19 protein-coding genes are annotated in these 21,260 nt (G+C 63.1%); 9 read left to right on the top strand and 10 right to left on the bottom strand.

The genetic code is table 11. From position 1 onward, the window contains the following. Nucleotides 1–65 precede the first annotated feature (65 nt). Nucleotides 66–1,511, bottom strand: coding sequence for a CHASE3 domain-containing protein (locus tag B4F51_RS07620; protein WP_296224493.1), 1,446 nt, complete (start codon nt 1,509–1,511; stop codon nt 66–68). A 440-nt stretch (nt 1,512–1,951) separates the two neighbouring features. Continuing rightward, entirely contained in the window at nt 1,952–2,272 is a 321-nt protein-coding gene (locus B4F51_RS07615) for a DUF1840 domain-containing protein (protein WP_296224492.1), read from the bottom strand. A gap of 175 nt (nt 2,273–2,447) precedes the next feature. On the opposite strand from B4F51_RS07615, the gene argS reads away from it, so the two are divergent. From argS to B4F51_RS07590, 5 genes are all read left to right on the top strand, one after another. Then, nucleotides 2,448–4,250 (top strand): arginine--tRNA ligase, encoded by a 1,803-nt coding sequence (gene argS / locus B4F51_RS07610; protein WP_296224491.1) that lies wholly within the window; start codon nt 2,448–2,450, stop codon nt 4,248–4,250. A 45-nt stretch (nt 4,251–4,295) separates the two neighbouring features. Beyond that, a complete protein-coding gene (locus tag B4F51_RS07605; protein WP_296224490.1) occupies nt 4,296–5,012 on the top strand; it encodes an SPOR domain-containing protein in 717 nt (238 codons plus the stop codon). A 159-nt stretch (nt 5,013–5,171) separates the two neighbouring features. Next, entirely contained in the window at nt 5,172–5,828 is a 657-nt protein-coding gene (locus B4F51_RS07600) for a thiol:disulfide interchange protein DsbA/DsbL (RefSeq protein ID WP_296224489.1), read from the top strand. Between the two features lie 112 nt (nt 5,829–5,940). Further along, nucleotides 5,941–6,741, top strand: a complete 801-nt coding sequence (locus tag B4F51_RS07595; protein ID WP_296224488.1) for an SDR family oxidoreductase — start codon at nt 5,941–5,943, stop codon at nt 6,739–6,741. Next, nucleotides 6,741–7,586: a helical backbone metal receptor gene (locus B4F51_RS07590; protein ID WP_296224487.1), complete on the top strand. Its 846-nt coding sequence runs from the start codon at nt 6,741–6,743 to the stop codon at nt 7,584–7,586. The genes B4F51_RS07595 and B4F51_RS07590 overlap by 1 nt, the downstream gene beginning before the upstream one ends. 160 nt (nt 7,587–7,746) lie before the next feature. On the opposite strand, the gene B4F51_RS07585 is transcribed toward B4F51_RS07590, so the two are convergent. From B4F51_RS07585 to B4F51_RS07550, 8 genes are all read right to left on the bottom strand, one after another. Next, nucleotides 7,747–8,466, bottom strand: a complete 720-nt coding sequence (locus B4F51_RS07585; RefSeq protein WP_296224486.1) for a DUF1120 domain-containing protein — start codon at nt 8,464–8,466, stop codon at nt 7,747–7,749. 40 nt (nt 8,467–8,506) lie between these two features. Next, nucleotides 8,507–9,214 carry a DUF1120 domain-containing protein gene (locus B4F51_RS07580; RefSeq protein WP_296224485.1) on the bottom strand — a complete coding sequence of 236 codons (708 nt, stop codon included), beginning with the start codon at nt 9,212–9,214 and terminating at the stop codon, nt 8,507–8,509. Nucleotides 9,215–9,515: 301 nt separating this feature from the next. Then, nucleotides 9,516–10,202, bottom strand: a complete 687-nt coding sequence (locus tag B4F51_RS07575) for a DUF1120 domain-containing protein (protein ID WP_296224484.1) — start codon at nt 10,200–10,202, stop codon at nt 9,516–9,518. A 249-nt stretch (nt 10,203–10,451) separates the two neighbouring features. Beyond that, nucleotides 10,452–11,201: a fimbria/pilus chaperone family protein gene (locus B4F51_RS07570; RefSeq protein WP_296224483.1), complete on the bottom strand. Its 750-nt coding sequence runs from the start codon at nt 11,199–11,201 to the stop codon at nt 10,452–10,454. A gap of 172 nt (nt 11,202–11,373) precedes the next feature. Then, nucleotides 11,374–11,934: a hypothetical protein gene (locus tag B4F51_RS07565; protein WP_296224482.1), complete on the bottom strand. Its 561-nt coding sequence runs from the start codon at nt 11,932–11,934 to the stop codon at nt 11,374–11,376. Between the two features lie 13 nt (nt 11,935–11,947). Beyond that, nucleotides 11,948–14,356 (bottom strand): fimbria/pilus outer membrane usher protein, encoded by a 2,409-nt coding sequence (locus B4F51_RS07560; RefSeq protein WP_296224481.1) that lies wholly within the window; start codon nt 14,354–14,356, stop codon nt 11,948–11,950. A gap of 211 nt (nt 14,357–14,567) precedes the next feature. Then, nucleotides 14,568–14,966, bottom strand: coding sequence for an antibiotic biosynthesis monooxygenase family protein (locus tag B4F51_RS07555; protein ID WP_296224480.1), 399 nt, complete (start codon nt 14,964–14,966; stop codon nt 14,568–14,570). Nucleotides 14,967–14,986: 20 nt separating this feature from the next. Beyond that, nucleotides 14,987–16,066 (bottom strand): MBL fold metallo-hydrolase, encoded by a 1,080-nt coding sequence (locus B4F51_RS07550; RefSeq protein ID WP_296224479.1) that lies wholly within the window; start codon nt 16,064–16,066, stop codon nt 14,987–14,989. Between the two features lie 170 nt (nt 16,067–16,236). Between B4F51_RS07550 and B4F51_RS07545 the strand changes: the two genes are divergently transcribed. The 4 genes from B4F51_RS07545 to can all read left to right on the top strand — a co-directional run bounded on the left by B4F51_RS07545 (nt 16,237) and on the right by can (nt 20,780). Next, entirely contained in the window at nt 16,237–16,734 is a 498-nt protein-coding gene (locus tag B4F51_RS07545) for a MerR family transcriptional regulator (protein WP_296224478.1), read from the top strand. A 161-nt stretch (nt 16,735–16,895) separates the two neighbouring features. Then, the gene (locus tag B4F51_RS07540) at nt 16,896–18,077 is read left to right on the top strand and encodes an isovaleryl-CoA dehydrogenase (RefSeq protein WP_296224477.1); all 1,182 of its coding nucleotides are present in this window, start codon (nt 16,896–16,898) and stop codon (nt 18,075–18,077) included. 160 nt (nt 18,078–18,237) lie between these two features. Then, complete coding sequence (gene aceK, locus B4F51_RS07535; RefSeq protein ID WP_296224476.1) at nt 18,238–20,076, top strand: bifunctional isocitrate dehydrogenase kinase/phosphatase; 1,839 nt, start codon at nt 18,238–18,240, stop codon at nt 20,074–20,076. Between the two features lie 23 nt (nt 20,077–20,099). Then, a complete protein-coding gene (gene can / locus B4F51_RS07530) occupies nt 20,100–20,780 on the top strand; it encodes a carbonate dehydratase (protein WP_296224475.1) in 681 nt (226 codons plus the stop codon). Nucleotides 20,781–21,260: the final 480 nt, after the last annotated feature.

Raw genomic sequence — 21,260 nt, 5'->3', positions numbered from 1 at the left:
CTTAACTGAACGGCATTACCGCCTCGGGGCTTTTTGTTTATGTGGCCATGATATGAGGCGGCGGCTCAGACCGTCGCGCCTCCGTTGCCGGAGGCCGGCGCAACACCGCCGGGCAGGGTCGGCAGGCCCGCCGGTTCACCGCCGGGCCCTGCTTCACCGAACACCGCTTTGCTCGGCGGCAGCTCGACGATGATGGTCACCCCGCCACCAGGCATCGAGTCGATGGTCAGCGTGCCGCCCAGCGCGATGGCGCGCTGCTCCATGCCCAGCAGGCCGTGGTGCCCCACCATGCGGCGACGTTCGATGTCGGCGGGGAAGCCCCGGCCGTTGTCGCGCACACGCAAGCGCACACCCTCCTCGTTCGCATCGAGTGCCACCGATACGGTGGTCGCATGCGCATACTTCGACGCATTGGTGAGCGATTCCTGCACGATGCGATAGAGCGCGATGGCGGCATCGTCGGTCAGCTTGGGCATCTCGTCAGGCAGGCTGATTTCGGTATGCCATCCATTGCGCGTGCCGACGTCTTCAGTCAGTTGCGAGAGCGCTTCGACCAGGCCCAGGTTGAGCAGGATGGTCGGGCGCAGGTCTTCGATCAGGCGGCGCTTGATCTGGATGCCCTGATCCACATGCGACATCACGCGCGTGATCTTCTCGCTCACAACGGGGTCGGTGCTGTGCATGCGCGAGCGCAGCCAATGCAGATCCATCTTGGTGGCGGTCAGAATGGCCCCCAGCTCATCATGCAGCTCGCGCGCCAGTCGCGTCTTCTCGTCTTCGGTCACGCGCTGCAAGTGGGCGGCCAGGTCGGAAAGCTGCCGCGTGCGTTCGCGCACCATGCGATCGAGCTTCTGGCTTTCTTCTTCCGCCTTGTCGCGCTCCTGCTCGGTGACTGCGAGGCGCCTGGCGTGCTGCATGCCCAGCACCACCAGCAGGATGATATTGACCGCCGTGATGAGCGCAATGCCATAGCGCGAAAGCGCCAGATCGCGCTCGGCGTGCTCCAGGCTGCGGGCCACGGTAGCAATCTCGCGCTGGCGCAGCCGATCCAGGCCCTGCCGCACCGCCTCCATCGAGGCCTTGCCGAAATCGGTGCGCACGAGGTCAAGCGCCACTTCCAGGTCACGCTTGCCGTAGATGAGCGTCAGCTCCATCTCGGTGAGCTTGCGGCTGACCTGCAGCGCCGTCTCCGAGAACAGCTTGAGCGCCTCGGGATCGTTGGCGTAGTGGTCGCGAATTTCCGCCATCAATGCATGGATATGCGGGATGGCCTTGTTGTACGGATCGAGGTATTCATCCTTGCCCGTCAGTAGGAAGCCGCGCTGCCCCGCTTCGGCGTTGACGAGCTCGGCGAGCAGTTCGTTGATGGCGGTTTCCGCCTGCTGCGACTGGATCACCTGCCGGTAGCCCTGGCTCAGGCGGACGTTGCCCGTCTCCGAGGCAATCAGCACCCCGAGCGTCAGCAGAATGCCGCCGGCGAGCAGCAGAGTGGAGCGCAAGGATGACCGCATGGCATGCAGACCCATGTGAAATGCATCAAACGCGTCAGGCCGCCCGACACGGTGCGCGTTATGTGTGATTTTTTAGCAATTCGCATGATACCCCCTGGACGCCCCGGCAACACCTGGGGCGCACCCGCGCGGTAAGCCATGTGCTCGGCACACCGCCGACGGGGAAATCGACACCGGCAACCGCTTTCGCGGCCTGTGACTTGCTACCTAAATCTGGCAAGCGGACTGCCGATGCGTGGGGCGATTGATTCCGGCCGTAGAAGGCGCGCACGTGGATGCGTTGTCCGACATGCTGCGTGGCCGATCACGCAAACGCAGGAAGACAGGATACTGGCCAACGCGCCAGCCCCTCTCCCCCGCTCCCGGCCCTTGTGGCCGGATGCCCGGACCACCCTTGCGGCGGCCGGGCATTTTTTTCTCGTGGCGAGCAGAACCTGTTCTCAGACGCCCCAGAGCACGTTGGCCTCTTCGGCCAGCGACTCTTCCAGCATGTGCAGCAGCGGGTAAGCGCGCTGGCCGAGATGCGGCGGCTCCTCCTCGCTGTCCTCATCGGCCTGAGGCGTCAGTTCAGCCACCTTGATGTGTGCCTGATGCGTGTCGTCCTTGATGGCAAGCTTGAGGCGCTCGATGGCGTGTGGCATCTCTTCGGGCGTGATGACGCCGCGCTCGCCCAGCGTCTTGCCGATCACGCCCAGCAGCACCATGGCGAGGTCCTTCTGCATGGAGAACTTTTGCGAAGCGTGCGAAGTAAAGGTGATCATGGTTTCGTGGTTCCCTTGGTTGGGTGGGGGCCGCAGATTGCCACGGCGGGGGCCGAATACGGCTAAGACCGCGGCTCACCTGATAAAATTTCGTACTTTTCCCCGAACAACGCAACTGGCCGCGCCGGAGCTGGATTTCAATCCGTTTCAGCACTGCCCGCGTCATGGTTTCTCTATGCTGCCCTCCCACAAACAGACGATCGCCCAATTGCTGTCCGACGCCGTCGGCTCCCTGCTGCCCGATGGGCAGAACCGACCGGAGATCGTCCTGGAGCGCCCGAAGCAGGCCGCGCACGGCGACATCGCCTGCAACGTCGCGTTGCAGCTTGCCAAGCCGCTGGGCACCAACCCGCGCGAGCTGGCCGGCAAGATCGCCGATGCCATCCGCGCCGATGCGCGCGGCCAACGCCTGGTGGCCGCCGTCGAGATCGCCGGCCCCGGCTTCATCAACCTGCGCCTGTCGCCCACCGCGCGTACCGACGTGATTGCCGCCGTGTTCGCCGAGGGCGACCGCTACGGTGCCGCCAACACGCATGACGGCGCACCGGTGCTGGTGGAATTCGTCTCGGCCAACCCGACCGGCCCGCTGCACGTCGGCCACGGCCGCCAGGCCGCGCTGGGCGATGCGCTGGCGAGCCTGCTCGACTGGCAGGGCCACACCGTCCACCGCGAGTTCTACTACAACGACGCAGGCGTGCAGATCCACAACCTGGCGGTCTCCGTTCAGGCCCGCGCGCACGGCTTCAAGCCCGGCGAGGCCAACTGGCCCGAAGCCGCCTACAACGGCGACTACATCGCCGACATCGCCGCCGACTACCTGGCCGGCAAGACCGTGCGCGCCTCCGATGGTGAACCCGTGACGGGCGCTGGCGACGTGGAGAACATCGAGGCCATCCGCCGCTTTGCCGTCACCTATCTGCGCAACGAGCAGGACATCGATCTGCAAGCCTTCGGCGTGAAGTTCGACCGCTATTACCTCGAGTCGTCGCTGTACACCGAGGGCAAGGTGCAGCAGACGGTGGACGCGCTTGTGGCCGCCGGCAAGACCTACGAGCAGGAAGGCGCGCTGTGGCTGCGCACGACCGACGACGGCGACGACAAGGACCGCGTCATGCGCAAGTCCGACGGCAGCTACACCTACTTCGTGCCCGACGTTGCGTACCACACCACCAAGTGGGGGCGTGGCTTCACGCAGGTCATCAACGTGCAGGGCAGCGACCACCACGGCACCATCGCCCGCGTGCGCGCCGGCCTGCAGGGCCTGAACATCGGCATTCCCAAGGGCTATCCGGATTACGTCCTGCACAAGATGGTCACGGTGATGAAGGACGGCGCCGAGGTCAAGATTTCCAAGCGCGCCGGCTCCTACGTGACCGTGCGCGACCTGATCGAATGGAGCAACGGCGACGCCGAATCGGAAGCCGGCGTCGACACCATCCGCACCTGCGTGGAAGCCGGCGAGCCGAACTGGCCCGCCCGCTTCACGCGCGGCCGTGACGCCGTGCGCTTCTTCCTGCTGTCGCGCAAGGCCGATACCGAGTTCGTCTTCGACGTGGACCTTGCACTCAAGCAGAGCGACGAGAACCCGGTGTACTACGTGCAGTATGCCCACGCGCGCATCTGCTCGGTTTTCGAGCAATGGGTGCAGCGTGAGGGTGGCGATGCTGCCTCGCTCACCAGCGCCGAACTGGCTGCCGTGACCGGCCCAGACGCCAGCCCGCAGGCCATCGCCCTGGTGCAGCGCCTGGCCGCCTTCCCCGACATGCTGGCCGATGCCGCACGTGAACTCGCCCCGCACGCCGTGGCCTTCTATCTGCGCGACCTGGCCGGCGACTTCCACGCCTTCTACAACGCCGACCGCGTGCTCGTCGACGACGAGGCCGTCAAGCGCGCCCGCCTTGCACTGCTGGCCGCCACGCGCCAGGTGCTGCGCAACGGCCTGGCGGTGATCGGCGTCTCGGCTCCGCAAAAGATGTAAAGCCTCACAGCGCTCTTATAATCTGGCGCATCTTGAAGGATGGACATGGCACGCAATACGCAATCTTCCCGTGCCCGCTCGCAACGGGGCGGCACGTTTCTGGGTCTGGTGCTCGGCCTGATCGTCGGCTTGGCGATCGCGGTGGTGGTAGCGGTGTACATCACCAAGGCGCCGGTACCGTTCGTGGCGCGCAACGGCGCGCAACCCAAGCCGAGCGAACCGGGCAACGTGGTCAACACGCTGCCGACGCCCGCGCAGACCGCGCCGCAGGCCAGCGCCCCGCCGGCCGACCCGAACGCGCCGCTGTGGAGCCGTGTGCCGGCCAAGCCGGTTGACCAACCGCCCGAAGCGAACAACCCACCGCCGGGCGTCACCGTCCGACCGGCCCAGCCTAGCGCAACCACGCCGCCGGCCAGCACGCCCGCCGCGCGCCCGCCCAAGCCGGCCACGCCACCAGCCGTGGCCAACAATGAGAAGCCGGTGGCCGATCCGATCGCTGAAATCGCCCGCCAGGATGCCGCCAAGACGGGCTACTTCCTGCAAGTGGGTGCTTACAAATCGGCTGATGACGCCGAGCGCCAGAAGGGCAACCTCGCCATGCAAGGCTTCGAAGCCAAGGTGACGCAGCGGGAAGTCAACGGCGCCACCATGTACCGCGTGCGCATGGGACCGTACAACTCGCTGGATGAGATGACTGCCGTGCGCGGCCGCTTGCAGGCCGCGGGCGTGGAATCGTCGGTCATCCGCTTCGCCCGCCAGTGATACGAAATCACGCAGCCCGTCTGAACCCGGCGGGCTGCGATCGGTCAGAAACCTGAGATTCGGTTACGCTGGCCCCCCGTCGGGTGCCACTCTGAGTTCGATTTCCCGGTTTTTCCCGCTTACCCGTCTAATTCGCGTCTATTTCGCATAGATTCCGCCATGAAAAAACTCACTGCTTTCCTGATCGCCCTCGCTACCGGCGCCGGCCTCCTGATGACCGTGCCCGCTCAGGCCGCGCCCACGGCAGGCAAGGAATACAAAGTGCTGCAAGCGCCGCAACCGGTGCCCGCAGGCAAGATCGAGGTCACGGAGTTCTTCTGGTACGGCTGCCCACACTGCTACGACTTCGAAAATAGCTGGACGGCCTGGGTGGCCAAGCAAGGCAAGGACGTGGTGATCAAGCGCGTGCCGGTGGCCTTCAACGCCAAGCTCGAACCGCACACCCGCATCTATTACGCGCTGGAAGCCCTGGGCAAGCTCGATGCCACGGACGCCAGCGGCCGCACGCTGCACGATCGTGTGTTCGACCAACTGCATAAGAACTACCGGTCGATGTCGGAGCCGGACCAGATTGCCGACTTCATGGCCGCCAACGGCGTGGACCGCAAGGCCTTCCTCGATGCCTACAACGGTTTCGGGGTGAGCACCAATACCAAACGCGCCGCGCAACTGGCTGACCAGTACAAGATCGAAGGCGTGCCGACCGTGGTGGTGCAGGGTAAGTACACCACCTCACCTGCCGATGCAGGCGGCAACGTCGGTGCCATTCAAACGCTCGACTACCTCGTCCAGCAGGTGCGCGACCACAAGATGTGACGGATTACCGCGCCCAAGGCCCTGGCCTCGAGCGTGACACTACCGCCGACGCCCGCCTCCGTGCGGGCGTTTTTTGTGCGTCGACCATCTTTCCATCCACAGGACATCGGACATGAGCCAAACCGTCTTCATCACCGGCGCATCGAGCGGCATTGGCCAAGCACTGGCGCGCCAGTACGCCGCCCAAGGCGCCACGATCGGGCTGGTCGCGCGGCGCGTTGAGGTGCTCGACGACTTCGTGCAGACACTGCCGGCCGGCACCTGCGTCCACTGCTACGCCGCCGACGTGCGCAGCGCTGAATCGATGCGCGAAGCGGCCGAGGCCTTCATCGCGGCGGCTGGATTGCCTGACGTGGTCATCGCCAACGCCGGCATCTCGGAAGGTACTGACCTGCGCGAACCCGGTGATCTGACGGCGTTCGCCCGCGTCATGGAGACCAACTGGATGGGCGTGCTCAACACCTTCCAGCCCTTCGTGCAGCCGATGCTCGCACGCGCCAAACCCGGCACATCAGGTGGATGGGGCGGCACGCTGGTCGGCATCGCCAGCGTGGCGGGCGTGCGCGGGCTGCCGGGCGCGGCGGCGTACAGCGCCTCCAAATCGGCGGTGATCAAGTTGCTGGAGAGCCTGCGCGTGGAGTTCGGCCCGCGCGGCTTGCGCGTGGTGACGATCGCCCCCGGCTACATCCGCACGCCGATGACCGACCACAACCCGTATCCGATGCCCTTCCTGATGCCCGTGGACCGCTTCGCGCAGAAGGCAGTGCTCGCCATCGACCGCGGCGTGCGCTTCACCGTGCTGCCGTGGCAGATGGGCATCGTGGCCAAGCTGCTGCACGTGCTGCCGCGCTGGCTGTATGACCTGGCCTTTGCGCGAGCACCGCGCAAGCCCCGCAAACCCGAGATTTCCTGATGACGTACACAGACGCGCTCGGCCAGGCGCACGCCCCCGTTAGCACCACGCCGCGCATCGCCAGCCTTGTGCCCTCCATCACCGACCTGCTGTTCTCGCTCGATCTGGGCGAGCAACTGGTCGCCCGCACCGGCTTCTGCATCCACCCGCGCGAAGCGGTGCGCAACGTGCCCAAGGTGGGCGGCACCAAGACCGTTAAGCTCGACAAATTGCGCGAACTGGCGCCCACGCACGTCATCGTCAACATCGATGAGAACACGCGCGAGACGGCCGACAAGCTGCGCACGTTTATCCCCAACGTCATCGTGACGCACCCGTGCGCGCCGGAAGACAACCTTGCGCTGTACCAACTGCTGGGCGGCATCTTCCGTCGCGAGGCGCAGGCGCAGAAGTTGGCCGACGCGCTCACGCAAGAACTGGACGCCCTGCGCGGCCGCCACTTCCTGCCGCACCGCGTGCTGTATGTCATCTGGCAAGACCCGTGGATGACGGTGTCGCGTGACACGTACATCTCGCGCATGCTCAAGCTCGTCAACTGCCACACGTGGCCGGAAGACCCAGCGCCCGTGCAATGCGGCGCCGAAAAGAGCGGTGACTGTGCCCGACCCAACCGCCACGATACGCGCTACCCCACCTTCCGCTGGAGCGACGAGGTGGTGCGCAGCATCGACTGCGTACTGCTTTCCACTGAGCCTTACAGCTTTACCGAAGACCACGCCGATGCGCTGGAGAAGCAGATCGGCAAGCCCGTCTATCTGGTCGATGGCGAGATGGTGTCGTGGTACGGCAGCCGCGCCATCGAAGGCGTACGTTACCTCGGCCAGTTTGCAAAGACGCTGCGCTAGAGCGCTGGTTGACCGGCTTCCAGCCGTCTGCGCAGGCCTTGCTGTCGCGACTGGAACCACATCATCCAAGCACCGTATACGCAAAAAAGGCCGCCTCTTGTGAAGGCGGCCTATTCATTGGGTGCAGGCGGGGAGCAGCTCGCCCCTCAACTCGTGCAGCTTACTGGTACGACACCGTGAAGGTCGCCGAACCATCCAACGGCACATCCTCCTTGACCGGCAGGTCCGTGGTGTTGTTCAGCGCCGCCACCACCGACAGCGGGAACGTCCAGGTGCGTGCCGCCACCGGCGTCGGGTTCGTACCCGACGGGCCCGCCGAGTAGTACTGCGCACCACCGCTGGTCAGCGCCACCGGCGTGGTCGAGGCCGTCCACGTGGTCTTGTCCGCCGACGACAGCACAGCGGGTTGCGTGGTCGCTGTACCGCCAAATGCCGTCACCACCGATGCCGGGCCCATGCTGATGGTGTAGGCGCCAACGCTGGCCGTGCCGCTCGTGCCCAGGCCGAACACCTGCGTATCCGCCAGCGATGCGTTGCCCAGCGCTGTCTTCATGGCGGCGGCACGAATGGCGCTCGTGCTGCGGTTGTCCTGCACGCTCACGTAGGCGTTGGTGTTGGCACCGCACGCCACCTGCAGATCCTTGCTGTGCTCCGCCAGGGCGGTGTAATTGGTGGCCGACAGGCTGTTACTCGTGATGTTGCTGTAGTCGATATCGCTGCCACCGACAAAGCTGACGTTGCACGCACCCGGGCTCAAGGTGCCAGTGACGTTGAGCGTGGCGTTGAGCGTTCCGCTGCTGTTGGCGGCGGCGACAGGCGCTGCTAACGCGGCGCCCAGTACGACCACCGCAGCGGCCTTGGCGATCATGTATTGGTTCATAGTGTCCTCAAATATGATTGTGTTCGGAAGCTCGCGCGGCTCACTCGTAGTTGATGGTGAACACGGCCTGTCCATTGAGTTTTACGTCTTGTGCAACCTGCAGGCGCGCACCGTGGTTCAGCGCCGCGTTGATCTGCAGCGGGAAAATGAATTCTTTCCCCGCAACCGGAGTGAGGGTGTCCTGTGCTCTCCCAAGGGAATTGAGTCGGCTCGGCTTGGCCGCAAGCATGTGCGCGTTATCCCCGACCCAGGTCACGCCGTCGTCGTCCGAGTAGATCGGGTTCAAAGTGAGGCCGTCAACTGAGCGGTTCATGCTGCGGATGGTGTAGCTACCAAGATGGATACTTTTACCATCCACAGTGGTGCTCCCTAGCCCGAACATATTGACTTCGCCAATCTGCGGATCCATTTGGAACAGCGCCACCATGTCCTTATCGGTAATCGCGGTACCGCTCTGCACGTCGCTAACCTGGATGTGGACGGCTTTGTCACTGCTGCACTGCACGTGCAGATTGGTGATCTTGAGGCCCAGCGAGTGATAGCTGCTGTCGAGCAGGTCCGCGACCTTAATGGTGCCGAAATCCACCGTATCCCCCCCCGAAAAGCTGGCCGAGCACGCCGTCGGAACGATGGTGCCCTTCACGGCCAGATCAGCCGTGTCCTGTGCGAAAGCGGACAATGCGCCTACGGCAAACAGGCTGCCAAAAGCGGCGACCATCAAGGCCTTTGGCAAGGTTTGAATTTGCATGGTTTTCCTCAAATCAATCGGTTGGAGTCGCCTGAGACTGTTGAACTGCGGTAATCCAGACTTGACTCCATTTTGTGAAGACAGCCGACACACCTCCATCGGAACACTCCCAAACTCACACACTGTTGTTGCGTTTGCGACTACTACCAACCCGGCCGTGTCACTTAGCCATTCGCCGACGCGGTCGCGGAAAAGAGTGGCATCGCATACGCGTCACGATCGACAGCTGTCAGTATCACGAGCGGGTTGGGGCCTTCTTCCGCTGCTTCGATCTATTGATGCGTTCCAAGGCTCGCAACGCTTACTCGTACTTGATGCTGAACACGGCCTCACCATTGATTCTGGTGTCTTGTGCCACCTGCAGTTCAGAGCCGAGGTTCAATGCTGCATTGATCTTGAGCGGGAATTTGAAGCTTTTGCCTGTAGCCAGAACCTTTCCATCACCCACGCTAAACACTCGGTCTTTGGTTAGGAACGTTGTCCCGGAGCCCCAGGTCAGGCCTTCATCACTCGAGTGCATGTTGGTTCCAACCTGCCCATCCACCTCGCGACTAGAGCTGCTAATGCTGTAGCTGCCCAAATTGACGGCCTTGGAATCCACGGACACCGTACCCAACCCAAGGATGTGTCGAGCGGAGAGGGTCGCATTGCCCAGCGCCGTATACATCTTCGCGTTCGTAATTTCGGTGCCAGCTTGTGAATCCGTGATGCTGAACGTCACTTGTTTCTTCGCCGCACAGTCCACATTCAGCGCGGTCGTCTTTTCGCCGAGAAAGTGGTAATCGTCAGCCGGGAGGTCGATCACTTTGATGGTGCCGAAATCCACCGTATCGCCACCCGTAAAGCTGGCAGAGCACGCCGCCGGAACGATGGTGCCCTTCACGGCCAGATCAGCCGTGTCCTGTGCGAAAGCGGACAATGCGCTTACGGCAAACAGGCTGCCAAAAGCGGCGACCATCCAGGCCTTTGGCAAGGTTTGAATTTGCATGGTTTTCCTCAAATCAATCGGTTGGAGTCGTCTGAGATTGTTGAACTGCGGTAATCCAGACTTGACTCCATTTTGTGAAGACAGCCGACACACCTCCATCGGAACACTCCCAAATTCACGCGCTGTTGCAGCGTTTCCAACTGCTGCCGGCCAGGCCGTTCAGCACTGAATCACTGACCCACGCGCCCCCAAAAAAAGAGCCGCGCTTCATACGTAGCGCGGCCCATGCTGCGTGATGTGTGTGTCGGGTTACTGCGCTGCCACCGGCATCGCCGAGGTGGTGCCCAGTTCGGCCTGATACGGCGCAGCCGCGTAGCCGTAAGCCGTGAAAGGCGTGAACTGCACCGTCTTGAAGTTGTGCTCGACCGCGTTGCCATCCTTGCCCACCCTGAGCTTGATAGCGGCCTTGCCGCCCGGCACCAGATACGATTTGGGCACATTGCCCTCCACATCACCGGGCAGCAGCTTGACGCTCTGATCCATGCGGACCACGTATGGGCTGTCGTTGGTCACGGTAACCGTATCGCCGTTGGTCGACCACGTCAGGCGCTTCCACGGCTCCTTGTCTTCGGGCAACGACTGCGGGCGGATCACGATCGGCAGGTTCTGGCGCACAGTGAGCGTGACAGTATTCTTGCCGTCGCCCTTCTTCTCGGGGATGCCGTCGAAGGTCACGCGCGCATAGCGCTCGACCGTCAGCGGCTCGGTATTGGTGAGCATGAAACGCACCGTTTGCTTCTTGGACGGATCAACGCGCGCCACGGGCGGAGTCAGTATCACGGGCGGGTTGGCGTCCTCTTCCACCGCTTCGATCTTGGAGTACAACAGCGAGGGGGCTGCGTCAGTATTGGAGACCACCATGGAGGCCTCACCATCCGCCTCGTTGATCAGTACCACGGTGGACTCGGGCAGCATGCCGGCGGCGTGCGCCGTCAGCCCGGCGGACACAAGCAGTGCGGCGAGCAGGGTGCGGGTCATCTTCGATTGCATCGGCTTCATGGAACCTCCTATCTTGAAATTGGGGTGCGGTCTTTCGTGATCGCGCAGTCTTGCGTTCAAGTATGGAGATCGACCGCGAGTGGACGAATGAGAAAGTTCCGAAACGTTGTGCAGAATGTTTCGGAATCCACTTAGGAAGCGCTTGAAAAAGCACGAAGTGCGTTAGACGTGCTTAACGAACCTCAAGCGTGATCTGGCTCGCAGCGTTGAGCGTGACCTGCTGGGCAATCCGTACCGCGTCGGCCGGAACGTTGACCGATACCTGAAGCGTGACGTCCAGACGCGTGCCGGTCAGCAGTTGCTGGCCGTTGACCGGCGCGACGATGTCGTTGGGCTTGAGTACGAGTTCTGCGGTGGGCGCCTCGCTGGGCGGCAGACCGACGGTGGACAGCCGTGCAAGCTGGACCGGCGTGCCGTCAAGCCGCGCATCCAGAACGCGCACGCTGTAGGTTCCAGCATGACCGAACTGGAGTAAGCCCTCAGCACCGGCGGCGGTGGCGCGAAACACAAGGTTCATCTGCGTAGGCGCCTTGCAGGTGGCCGTGTAGATGCGCCGGGCGGCGCTGGGTCGGATCTGGCCGGCGTCTTTGCCGGTACCGGGACGCATCATGCCGAAATCCACCGTGGCATCGGAGAACAGCGTGGTGCAGTCCGCAGCCGATGCTGCGGTACCGTAGACCACGCAGGCCGCGCCAAGCAGCCACGGAAGGACAACGTGTCGAATGTGCTTCATGGTGTTTGTCTCATCAGGATTTGCAGACCCCCGTCGCGACATCAAAGGGGCGGTTCGTATCCATTTTTTCAGGCGGCGTGTACGCGATGCTGCAGGTGTCGCCGTCGGGCAACTTGACGTGGATGTCCGCCTTGGGAATGTCGTCCAGGAACACCACGCCGTCGCCCACCGAAGTGGTGACGTACTGATCGTCCGCGCCCAGCACCGGCAACGCGGCCGGCAGAAGCTCGCCACCTGCGTAGGTCACGCGCAGCAGCAGACGCCGCACTTTGCTGACGCCAAACTCCACGAAGTTGACTGAACCGCGACCGGCATCGACGTATTCGATGCCGTTGCTGATATCGACATTGCGCGGCAGGCTCTTGGTGAGCAACTCGACGCGCGATTGCTTGAAGGGCATCAACGTTGGAATGACCGCGCGCCCGCCAGCGTCCGTCCAGACCGTGCCCTGCGGCGTGCTGACACGCACACCCGAGACATCGCCGATCTGCACGATGCCGAACGTGTCGCCCACCTGGTACGGCGAGAGCGTCACCCCCGCGCTCGAAATGACCACCCCGCCCTGCAATTGGCCGGAATATGACGACGTATTCGACCCGGCCTGCGCGTACGTGAGCATCGCCTGCGTGTAGCGCGGCGTAAGCGACAGCGCGCCATTGACGTTGGGGCCGTTGCCACTGGGGTTGGTCTCGGCGCGGGCGGTATAGCTGACGGCCTCGTTCACCGTTTGCGAAACGCCTGCACCAAAGCGCACGTTGCCGCCCGAGTTGGTGGCGTATGCCTGCGTGAATGCCTTCCCCAGCGGCATGCTGAGCATCGCATAGAAGCGGACGCCGTTCTGGCTCGCCGAGCGCAGCGTCGATGGGCTGGTATTGCCGAGGTCTTTCTCAAGGTTGACCGAGAGGGTCGCCCTGCCGAACATGCGGCTCCAGCTCAGCGAGGCGTACTGCGTGATCGGGCCGTTGTAGGCATCGCCGCGCGAATACGATGCGGTAATGCCGCCGAATAGCGCGCTCTGCCAGGTCGTCGACGCGGTGTACTGGCTGCGGAAGCGCGTCAAGACGCCGGACTGTGGCGTGGTCAGCGTATCGGAAACGGCGCGGTAGCCTTCGGTCTGTTGCGTGATCGTCGCGCCGGCCGACCAGTTCTCCGCCAGCTTGACGTTGACCGAGGCGGCCATGCTGACGCCGCGAACGCCCTCGCGCTGGGCGTTCGACGCGATCGCCTGCAGGCTGGTCGTGATGTTTCTCGACACCATCGAGCCCAGGCCACCGCCGACCGCCTGATAGCCGTTGGTCACCAGCCCTCCAGCCGTCACGGTGTGGCGCTCGGTCACGTTCCACCCCTTGGTTGCGGTGACCAGAAGCGGCGTGTCGATGCCCGCATTGCCTACGTCGCGCACCTTGCCCACCGCCACCGTCAGCCCCTGCGGTGGCGTCGCAGCCTGGCGCAGCGAGGCGGCCGGCATGGTATAGCGGCGCTGGGCGCCGTTGTTTTCGGTCAGCGTGACGTCCAGATCTGCCGACGCGCTGACGAGCGGCAGACCCGATAACGTGAACGGCCCCGCCGGCACCACGGTCGAGTAGATCAGCACGCCCATCTGGCGAACGTCCACACGCGACTGGTTATTGGCTATGCCATCGAACGATGGCCCACCTGCCTGCGGCACCAATGCCATATCCGGCGCGTACTGCACCCCTGTGATGGGCGGTACTGGCAGCAGGCTGCTCGTGACGTTGATCTGCCCAGCCTGCACCATCGCCTTCTGTTCAGCGAAGGTCTTCTGCGCGTAGGTGTACAGATGGCTGGCCTTGCCTTTGCCATCTTGCGAGGTATAGCTGTGGCGGCTGCGGATGATCCAATCGCCCGAGTTCAGGCCGATTTCGCCGTCGCCGTACAGGAAGTTGCTGCTCGTACCGCCAGTTCGGCTGGTTGTACCCAGCAGGTTGTAGTTGAGCACGCCAGCGGTTCCGCCCGTGGCATACGCGCCGAGCGACGTGCCGCGCGGCTGAAGCGCCTCCTGCGGCACCACGATACGCACCATGTTCTCGCCGGGCTCAAGCGCAATCTCGGCTTGCGGCACGTCCTGGCGGTAGTCGTAGCAGCCGGGGACGGCGTCGCCTTGCAGCGCTTTGGGCACAACGAGCCCGCCGCGTTCGAGCAGCCCGCGATCCACGCAAAGCTGGCCCTTGTCGTCGAAGCGGGCGGTCACGTTACCGCGCGGCTCGTCGTTGACGAACAGCTTGACGCGTTGCGCGCCTGGAGAAAAACGGGCGGATTGACTGAAGTACGCGGCAAGCGCCGGGTCGATGCCGCGCGCGCGCAGGGCATCGGCGTCGAAGGTCACCTGCCGGTCGCCCGTGGTCACGCTTTGCCGATCGGCGCCCTTCTGTTCGGCAGCAAGCGAGGTGCCAGGCGACATCGCCGCGAGCACCAGCAGGAAGATTGGGGAAAAAGAAAAAAGTGGCGACCGTGGCGACGCGACTGCCCGGTCACGATGCGGCCGGGTTCGCTCGAACATCGCACGCTCAACAATTTGTAATGAATTGGCTCAAATTATTGTGGCGAGCAGCGAACGAGCGAATGAGAACTGTCTGAAAGTGGGTTGGCCTCGTCAGGCGACGCCGCGGCGCCTAGCGAATGAACCCGTAGTCGTATTCCACCTTGGCAATGCGCAGATGGTACGTCGCATACCACTTCTCACGCCCCATCTTCTGCGCGGCCAGATGCTCCACCTGGTTCTTCCATTCGCGGATGGCCTCCAGCGACGACCAGTACGACACGGTAATGCCCGGCCGCCCCTGCTCGCCCGCCAGTTCATCGCGCACGGACTCGATGCCCAAAAAGCCCGGCATGTCGCGCGCCAGCTCGACCATGCGATCGGCCATGGCGCCATAGCCGTTGTCGCCGTCGGTGCGCGTGGATGAAAAGATCACCGCGTAGTACGGCGCCGTCGGCGTATTGGCGGGGAACGGCAAGACGGCGGCGCTGTCGTCGAGCACGTCGTGCTGGTCGGCCTGCTGGTCTGTCATCTTGGGCTCCTGGTCTTGGGTCAGGTTGCGGCGTGAAATCGAACGATACCGTCTGCGCAGGTTTCGCACACCAGTTCGCCGCGATGCCACAGCGCGTGCAGATGCGCCAGCGCCTCGCCCATCGCGAAGGTCATCTGGTGCACATCAAACTGGCGCTTGAAGATGACGTTGACGATGTCGCGCGCGGACTGCGGCGCGGCCTTGCACGCAGCCATCGTGTCGGCCAGGCGATCGACGTGGTGATCGCGCAGTTGTTGGATGCGCGTATGCAGCCCGCGGAACGGCCGCCCGTGCGACGGCAGGATCAGCACGTCTTGCGGCAGCGGCTCGTACTTGGTGAGCGAATCGAGATACAGCGTGAGCGGATCGGCCTCGGGCTCGAGGTCGAACACGCTCACGTTGGTGGAGATGCGCGGCAGGACCATATCGCCGGAAATCAGCACATTGGCATCTGCGCTGTAGAGCGCGATGTGCTCGGGCGCATGGCCGAAGCCGGTGATGACGCGCCAGTTGTGTTTGCCGATGGCGACGACGTTGCCATCCATCAGGCGGCGGTACTGGCTGGGCACGCCCGGCACGAGGGTGCTGTAGTAATCCTTACGGTTGCGGATGCGCTCGATGGAATCTTCGTCCGTCAGGCCGTGTTTGGCAAAGTGGCGCGCGGCAAATTCGCCGCCCGCGTTCGAGGCGCCGGTGCCGCCCACCAGCATGCGGGCGAAGGCGTAGTCGCCCAGGCTCATCCACAGGCGCACGTTCCAGCGGTTGGCATCGCCGCCTTCGCAGAGCCAATTGGCAAGGCCGACGTGGTCCGGGTGGCAGTGCGTGACCAGCACGCGCAACACCGGCAGACCGTCGAGGTGGTTGGCGAAGATGGTTTCCCAGTGCGCGCGGATGGCCTCGTGGTTGATGCCGCAGTCGACGATGGTCCAGCCGTCCTGCCCGTCTTGGTGATCGCGCAGCAGCCAGAGGTTGATGTGGTCCAGCGCGAAGGGCAGCGGCATGCGCAGCCAGTAGATGCCGGGGGCAACTTCGTGACGCGTGCCGCCTTCGGGCAGCGTGTCGCCAAAGGGATAGTCGAGTTGGTGTTCGAGCGCGTTCATGGGTGTGGTCTCGGTCGCCGCCGTTGAAGGGCAGTCTTCGTGGATTGCGGTCTGACGCCTTTGACGCTAACGTAAACGTCAATTCGCCGCTGGCCTTCCATCTTAAGCGAAAACCTCATGTGACCGATGGGGCCGCCGCGTGCACCCGCCATCACAGGATCACCCGCCGTATGTCTGCTTCTTCCCCGTCTGCCGCCGCTGAGCTTGGCGCCGATATCGAACTCGGCGATGCCGGCACGCACGACGATGCCAGCTTCACCATCACCGATCTCGCACGCGAATTCGACATCACACCGCGCGCCATCCGCTTTTATGAGGACCAGGGCTTGCTCGCGCCAGACCGCCAGGGCCCGGGCGGGCGCCGCCGCGTGTATTCCGCCCGCGAACGCACGCGCCTGAAGCTGACCTTGCGCGGCAAGCGGCTCGGCCTGTCGCTGGGCGAGATCAAGGAAATCCTGGACCTGTACGAATCGCCGCGCGATACCGTGCCGCAACTGGAACGCTTCCTGGCATCGCTGGCGCAGCACCGTGCGGTGCTCACGCAGCAACTGGACGACCTGAATGCACAGTTGGCCGAGATCGACCAGCACGAGCGCCAATGCCGTCACCTGCTGGACGAGGCGCGTGCAAGCAGCGCCAAGCCGCCCAAGCGGCGCAAGGCGGCCTGATTCCGCAAACCTACCTAGTTGACGTTTACGTAAACGTCAATAAAATACGCAGCACCTTCCGGCGTCGGTGCGCCTGCCACAAGCGACGCGCACTTACTTCGCAACGCCAGACCACTTACCAGAAACACCAGCGGCTTGAGCCGCGCCCAAGGAGACCCACCATGATTGAACTGCCCGGCCTGAAATTCGACTTGGGCGAAGACATCGAGATGCTGCGTTCGGCCGTGCGCGACTGGGCGCAGGGCGAGCTGGCACCGCGTGCGGGAGAAATCGACCGCACCGACCAATTCCCGATGGACGCGTGGCGCAAGATGGGCGAACTGGGTGTACTCGGCATCACAGTGGCGGAGGAATACGGCGGCGCCAACATGGGCTACCTGGCGCACATGATCGCCATGGAGGAGATCAGCCGTGCATCGGCCTCGGTCGGCCTGTCGTATGGCGCGCACTCAAACCTGTGCGTGAACCAGATCCACCGCAACGGCACGCCGGCCCAGAAGGCCAAGTACTTGCCCAAGCTGGTATCTGGCGAATGGGTGGGCGCCCTGGCGATGAGCGAGCCGAATGCCGGCTCGGACGTCGTCAGCATGAAGCTGCGCGCTGAACTCAAGGGCGATCGCTACGTGCTCAACGGCACCAAGATGTGGATCACCAACGGCCCGGACTGCGACGTGCTGGTCGTCTATGCCAAGACCGAACCCGAACTGGGCGCGCGCGGCATGACGGCATTCATCGTCGAGAAGGGCATGAAGGGCTTCTCGGTGGCGCAAAAGCTGGACAAGCTCGGCATGCGCGGCTCCCACACGGGTGAGCTGGTGTTCGAGAACGTGGAAGTGCCGGTAGAGAACATCCTCGGCCAGGAAAACGGCGGCACGAAGGTGCTGATGAGCGGGCTGGACTACGAGCGCGCGGTGCTCTCTGGCGGCCCGATCGGCATCATGCAGGCCTGCATGGACGTGGTCACGCCGTACATTCACGACCGCAAGCAGTTCGGCCAGAGCATTGGCGAATTCCAGCTCATCCAGGGCAAGATGGCCGACATGTACACCACGCTGCAGGCGTGCCGTGCATACCTGTACACCGTCGGCAAGAACCTCGATTCGCTGGGCCGCGACCATGTGCGCCAGGTGCGCAAGGACTGCGCCGGCGTGATCCTCTACACCGCCGAAAAGGCCACCTGGATGGCCGGCGAGGCGATCCAGATCCTGGGCGGCAACGGTTACATCAACGAATTCCCGGTTGGCCGCCTGTGGCGCGACGCCAAGTTGTACGAAATTGGCGCCGGCACGTCGGAAATCCGCCGCATGCTGATCGGCCGGGAGTTGTACGCAGAAACGATGTAAGGCAGGCGTGGGCCGGTGAGGCACTGTCAGGCCGATGGCACGAGGCCATCGGCCAAATGGATAAGGAGGCGGAACGGTTTCAGGACGCGAACGCGGTAGCGGAGGCCATACAATCTAGGTCTCCCTGGTTTGCCGCTCCCCACTCTGCCCGCGCACGCCCATGTCCCATTTCCCCAAGCTCCTCTCCTCGCAGATCGCCTATGACGTCGCCCGCACGATGCTCGACGGCTTCGACAAGCACTATCGCTTGTTCCGCGAGGTGAGCGTACAGGCCAAGGCTGCCTTCGAGACCGGGAACTGGGCGGGCCTACAGCAGTTGCAGCGCGACCGTATCGCCTACTACGACGAGCGCGTGCGCGAGGCCTCCGTCATCCTGGAGGATGAATACGATGCCGAGAACATCGACGACGAAATCTGGCGCCAGATCAAGCTGCACTACATCGGCCTGTTGACCAACCATCACCAGCCGGAACTGGCCGAGACCTTCTTCAACTCGGTGTGCACGCGCATCCTGCATCGCTCGTACTTCAACAACGATTTCATCTTCGTGCGGCCAGCCATCTCGACGGAATACATCGAGAACGAAGAATCGCCCACCAAACCGACCTACCGCGCCTACTATCCCGGCACGCACGAGGGCATGGCCAACTGCTTCGAGCGCATCGTGCACAACTTCCAGCTCGACGCGCCGTTCGAAGACCTGGACCGCGATATCGGTTACCTGATGCGCTCCGTGGAAGAGCACTTTGGCGACTTCCGCATCGCGCCCAATTTCCAGATCCACGTGCTGTCGTCGCTGTTCTTCCGCAACACGGCGGCGTACATCATCGGGCGCGTGATCAACGGCGACAGGACGTTCCCGCTGGCGGTGCCGATCATGCGCAATGCGCACGGCCAACTGCGGCTGGACACCATGCTGCTGCGCCCGGAACAGTTGATGATCCTGTTCTCGTTCACGCACTCGTATTTCATGGTGGACATGGAGATTCCGTCCGCCTACGTGACCTTCCTGCGTGACCTGATGCCGCGCAAGCCACGCGCCGAGATCTACACCTCGCTGGGCCTGCAGAAGCAGGGCAAGAACCTGTTTTATCGGGATTTTCTCCACCACCAGCAGCACTCGTCGGACAAGTTCATCATCGCGCCCGGCATCAAGGGGCTGGTGATGCTGGTGTTCACGCTGCCGTCGTACCCCTACGTCTTCAAGGTGATCAAGGACTACTTCCCGCCGCCGAAGGAAACCACGCGCGAGATCATCAAGAGCAAGTACCAGCTTGTGAAGCGGCACGACCGCGTGGGCCGCATGGCCGATACCCTGGAGTATTCCGACGTGGCCTTCCCGCTCTCGCGCTTTGACGACGCGCTGATCAAGGAGTTGGAGAAGCACGCCCCGTCGATGGTCGAATACCAGCGCGGCGACGACGGCGCGGAAGAGATCGTCATCCGCCACGTCTACATCGAGCGCCGCATGACGCCGCTGAACATCTGGCTGCAGGAAGGCACGGATGCGCAGGTCGAGCACGGCATCGTCGAATACGGCAACGCCATCAAGGAACTCATCGCCGCGAACATCTTCCCGGGCGACATGCTGTACAAGAACTTCGGGGTGACACGCCACGGCCGCGTGGTCTTCTACGACTACGACGAGATCGAATACCTGACCGACTGCAATATCCGCCATGTGCCGCAAGCGCGCACCGAAGAGGAAGAGATGTCCGGCGAGGTCTGGTACAACGTCGGCCCGCACGACATCTTTCCAGAGACCTACGGCACCTTCCTGCTGGGCGACCCGCGCGTGCGCGAGGCCTTCCTCAAACACCATGCGGACTTTTTCGACCCGGCCATGTGGCAGGCGCACAAAGAGCGCCTGCAGTCCGGGCAGACTCACGATTTCTACGCGTATGACGCAAGCGAACGCTTCGTCAACCGATACGGCGAAAGCGCGCAGGGGACTGCAGCCGAACACATCACGACAACGCTGCAGCGCGCCGCCGCCTAACAACATCATCAAGACGGGATCACATGCCACATCGCATCAAAGAACTCTTCGAGAACAACCGTAAGTGGGTCGAGCGCGTCAACGCCGAAGACCCCGAATTCTTCTCGAACCTGGCCAACCAGCAGAACCCCGAATACCTGTGGATCGGCTGCTCGGACTCGCGCGTGCCTGCTAACCAGATCATCGGACTGCCGCCGGGCGAGGTGTTCGTCCACCGCAATATCGCGAACGTGGTGGTGCACTCGGATTTGAACTGTCTTTCAGTGCTGCAGTTTGCGGTGGAAGTGCTGAAGATTCGGCACATCACGGTGGTGGGCCACTACGGCTGCTCGGGCGTGAAGGCCGCGCTGACCAAGCAGCGCTTCGGGCTGGCAGACAACTGGATTCGTCACGTGCGTGACGTGGCCGAGCAGCATGACACCTACCTCGGCACGGTGATCCGCGAGCAGGATCAGCATGATCGGCTGTGTGAGTTGAACGTGATCCACCAGGTCAACAACGTGTGCCTGACGACGATCGTGCAGGACGCGTGGGATCGCGGGCAGCCGCTGACTGTTCACGGTTGGATTTACGGCGTGAAGGATGGGATGTTGCGCAACCTTGGCATGGCGGCGAGTTCCAATGAGGAATTGCATGCCCAGCTTGCGGATGCCTGGTTGAATTATGGGAAGGAAGGGAGTGCTCCGACGCCGGTGGGGTTCTGAGTTGCTGCTGTTTAGGGGTGGATTTTTTGTTGATGGTCCGTCCCTTGTTTCATCCCCTGCCGGGGCTGACTCACTTTTCTTTGTCTTGCCAAAGAAAAGTAAGCAAAAGAAAGGCGCGCCCGAGATGGCGAAAGACTCCTTGAATTTATGTCGCAGGGAGGGGAAGGGAAAAACTCGCTTCGCTCAGACAGTTTCCCTTCCTTTTTCCTCCCTGCAACAGAAATTCAAGGCGCCATCTAGGGCTCCAACGGCCAAACCATCGACCACGAGTGCAGTAGGAAACAGCAGCACGGCGCGAAGCAAAGCGAGCAACAACAGAAACAAACAAGAGCCACCAGGGCACGCACACCAACGGTTCGGCCGTTGACGTTCCTGCCCTAGATGGCGCCTTGAATTTGTGTAAGCGGGCGGAACAAAGACGGGGAACTGTCTGAGCGCAGCGAGTTTTCCCCGTCTCCGCCCGGTTACACAAATTCAAGG

The sequence above is a fragment of the Ralstonia sp. UBA689 genome, from assembly GCF_002298975.1.
In the GTDB taxonomy this organism is placed as follows: Bacteria; Pseudomonadota; Gammaproteobacteria; order Burkholderiales; family Burkholderiaceae; genus Ralstonia.
Note: the sequence above shows the minus strand (reverse complement) of the source record. Positions and strands in the feature narration are given on the sequence as shown.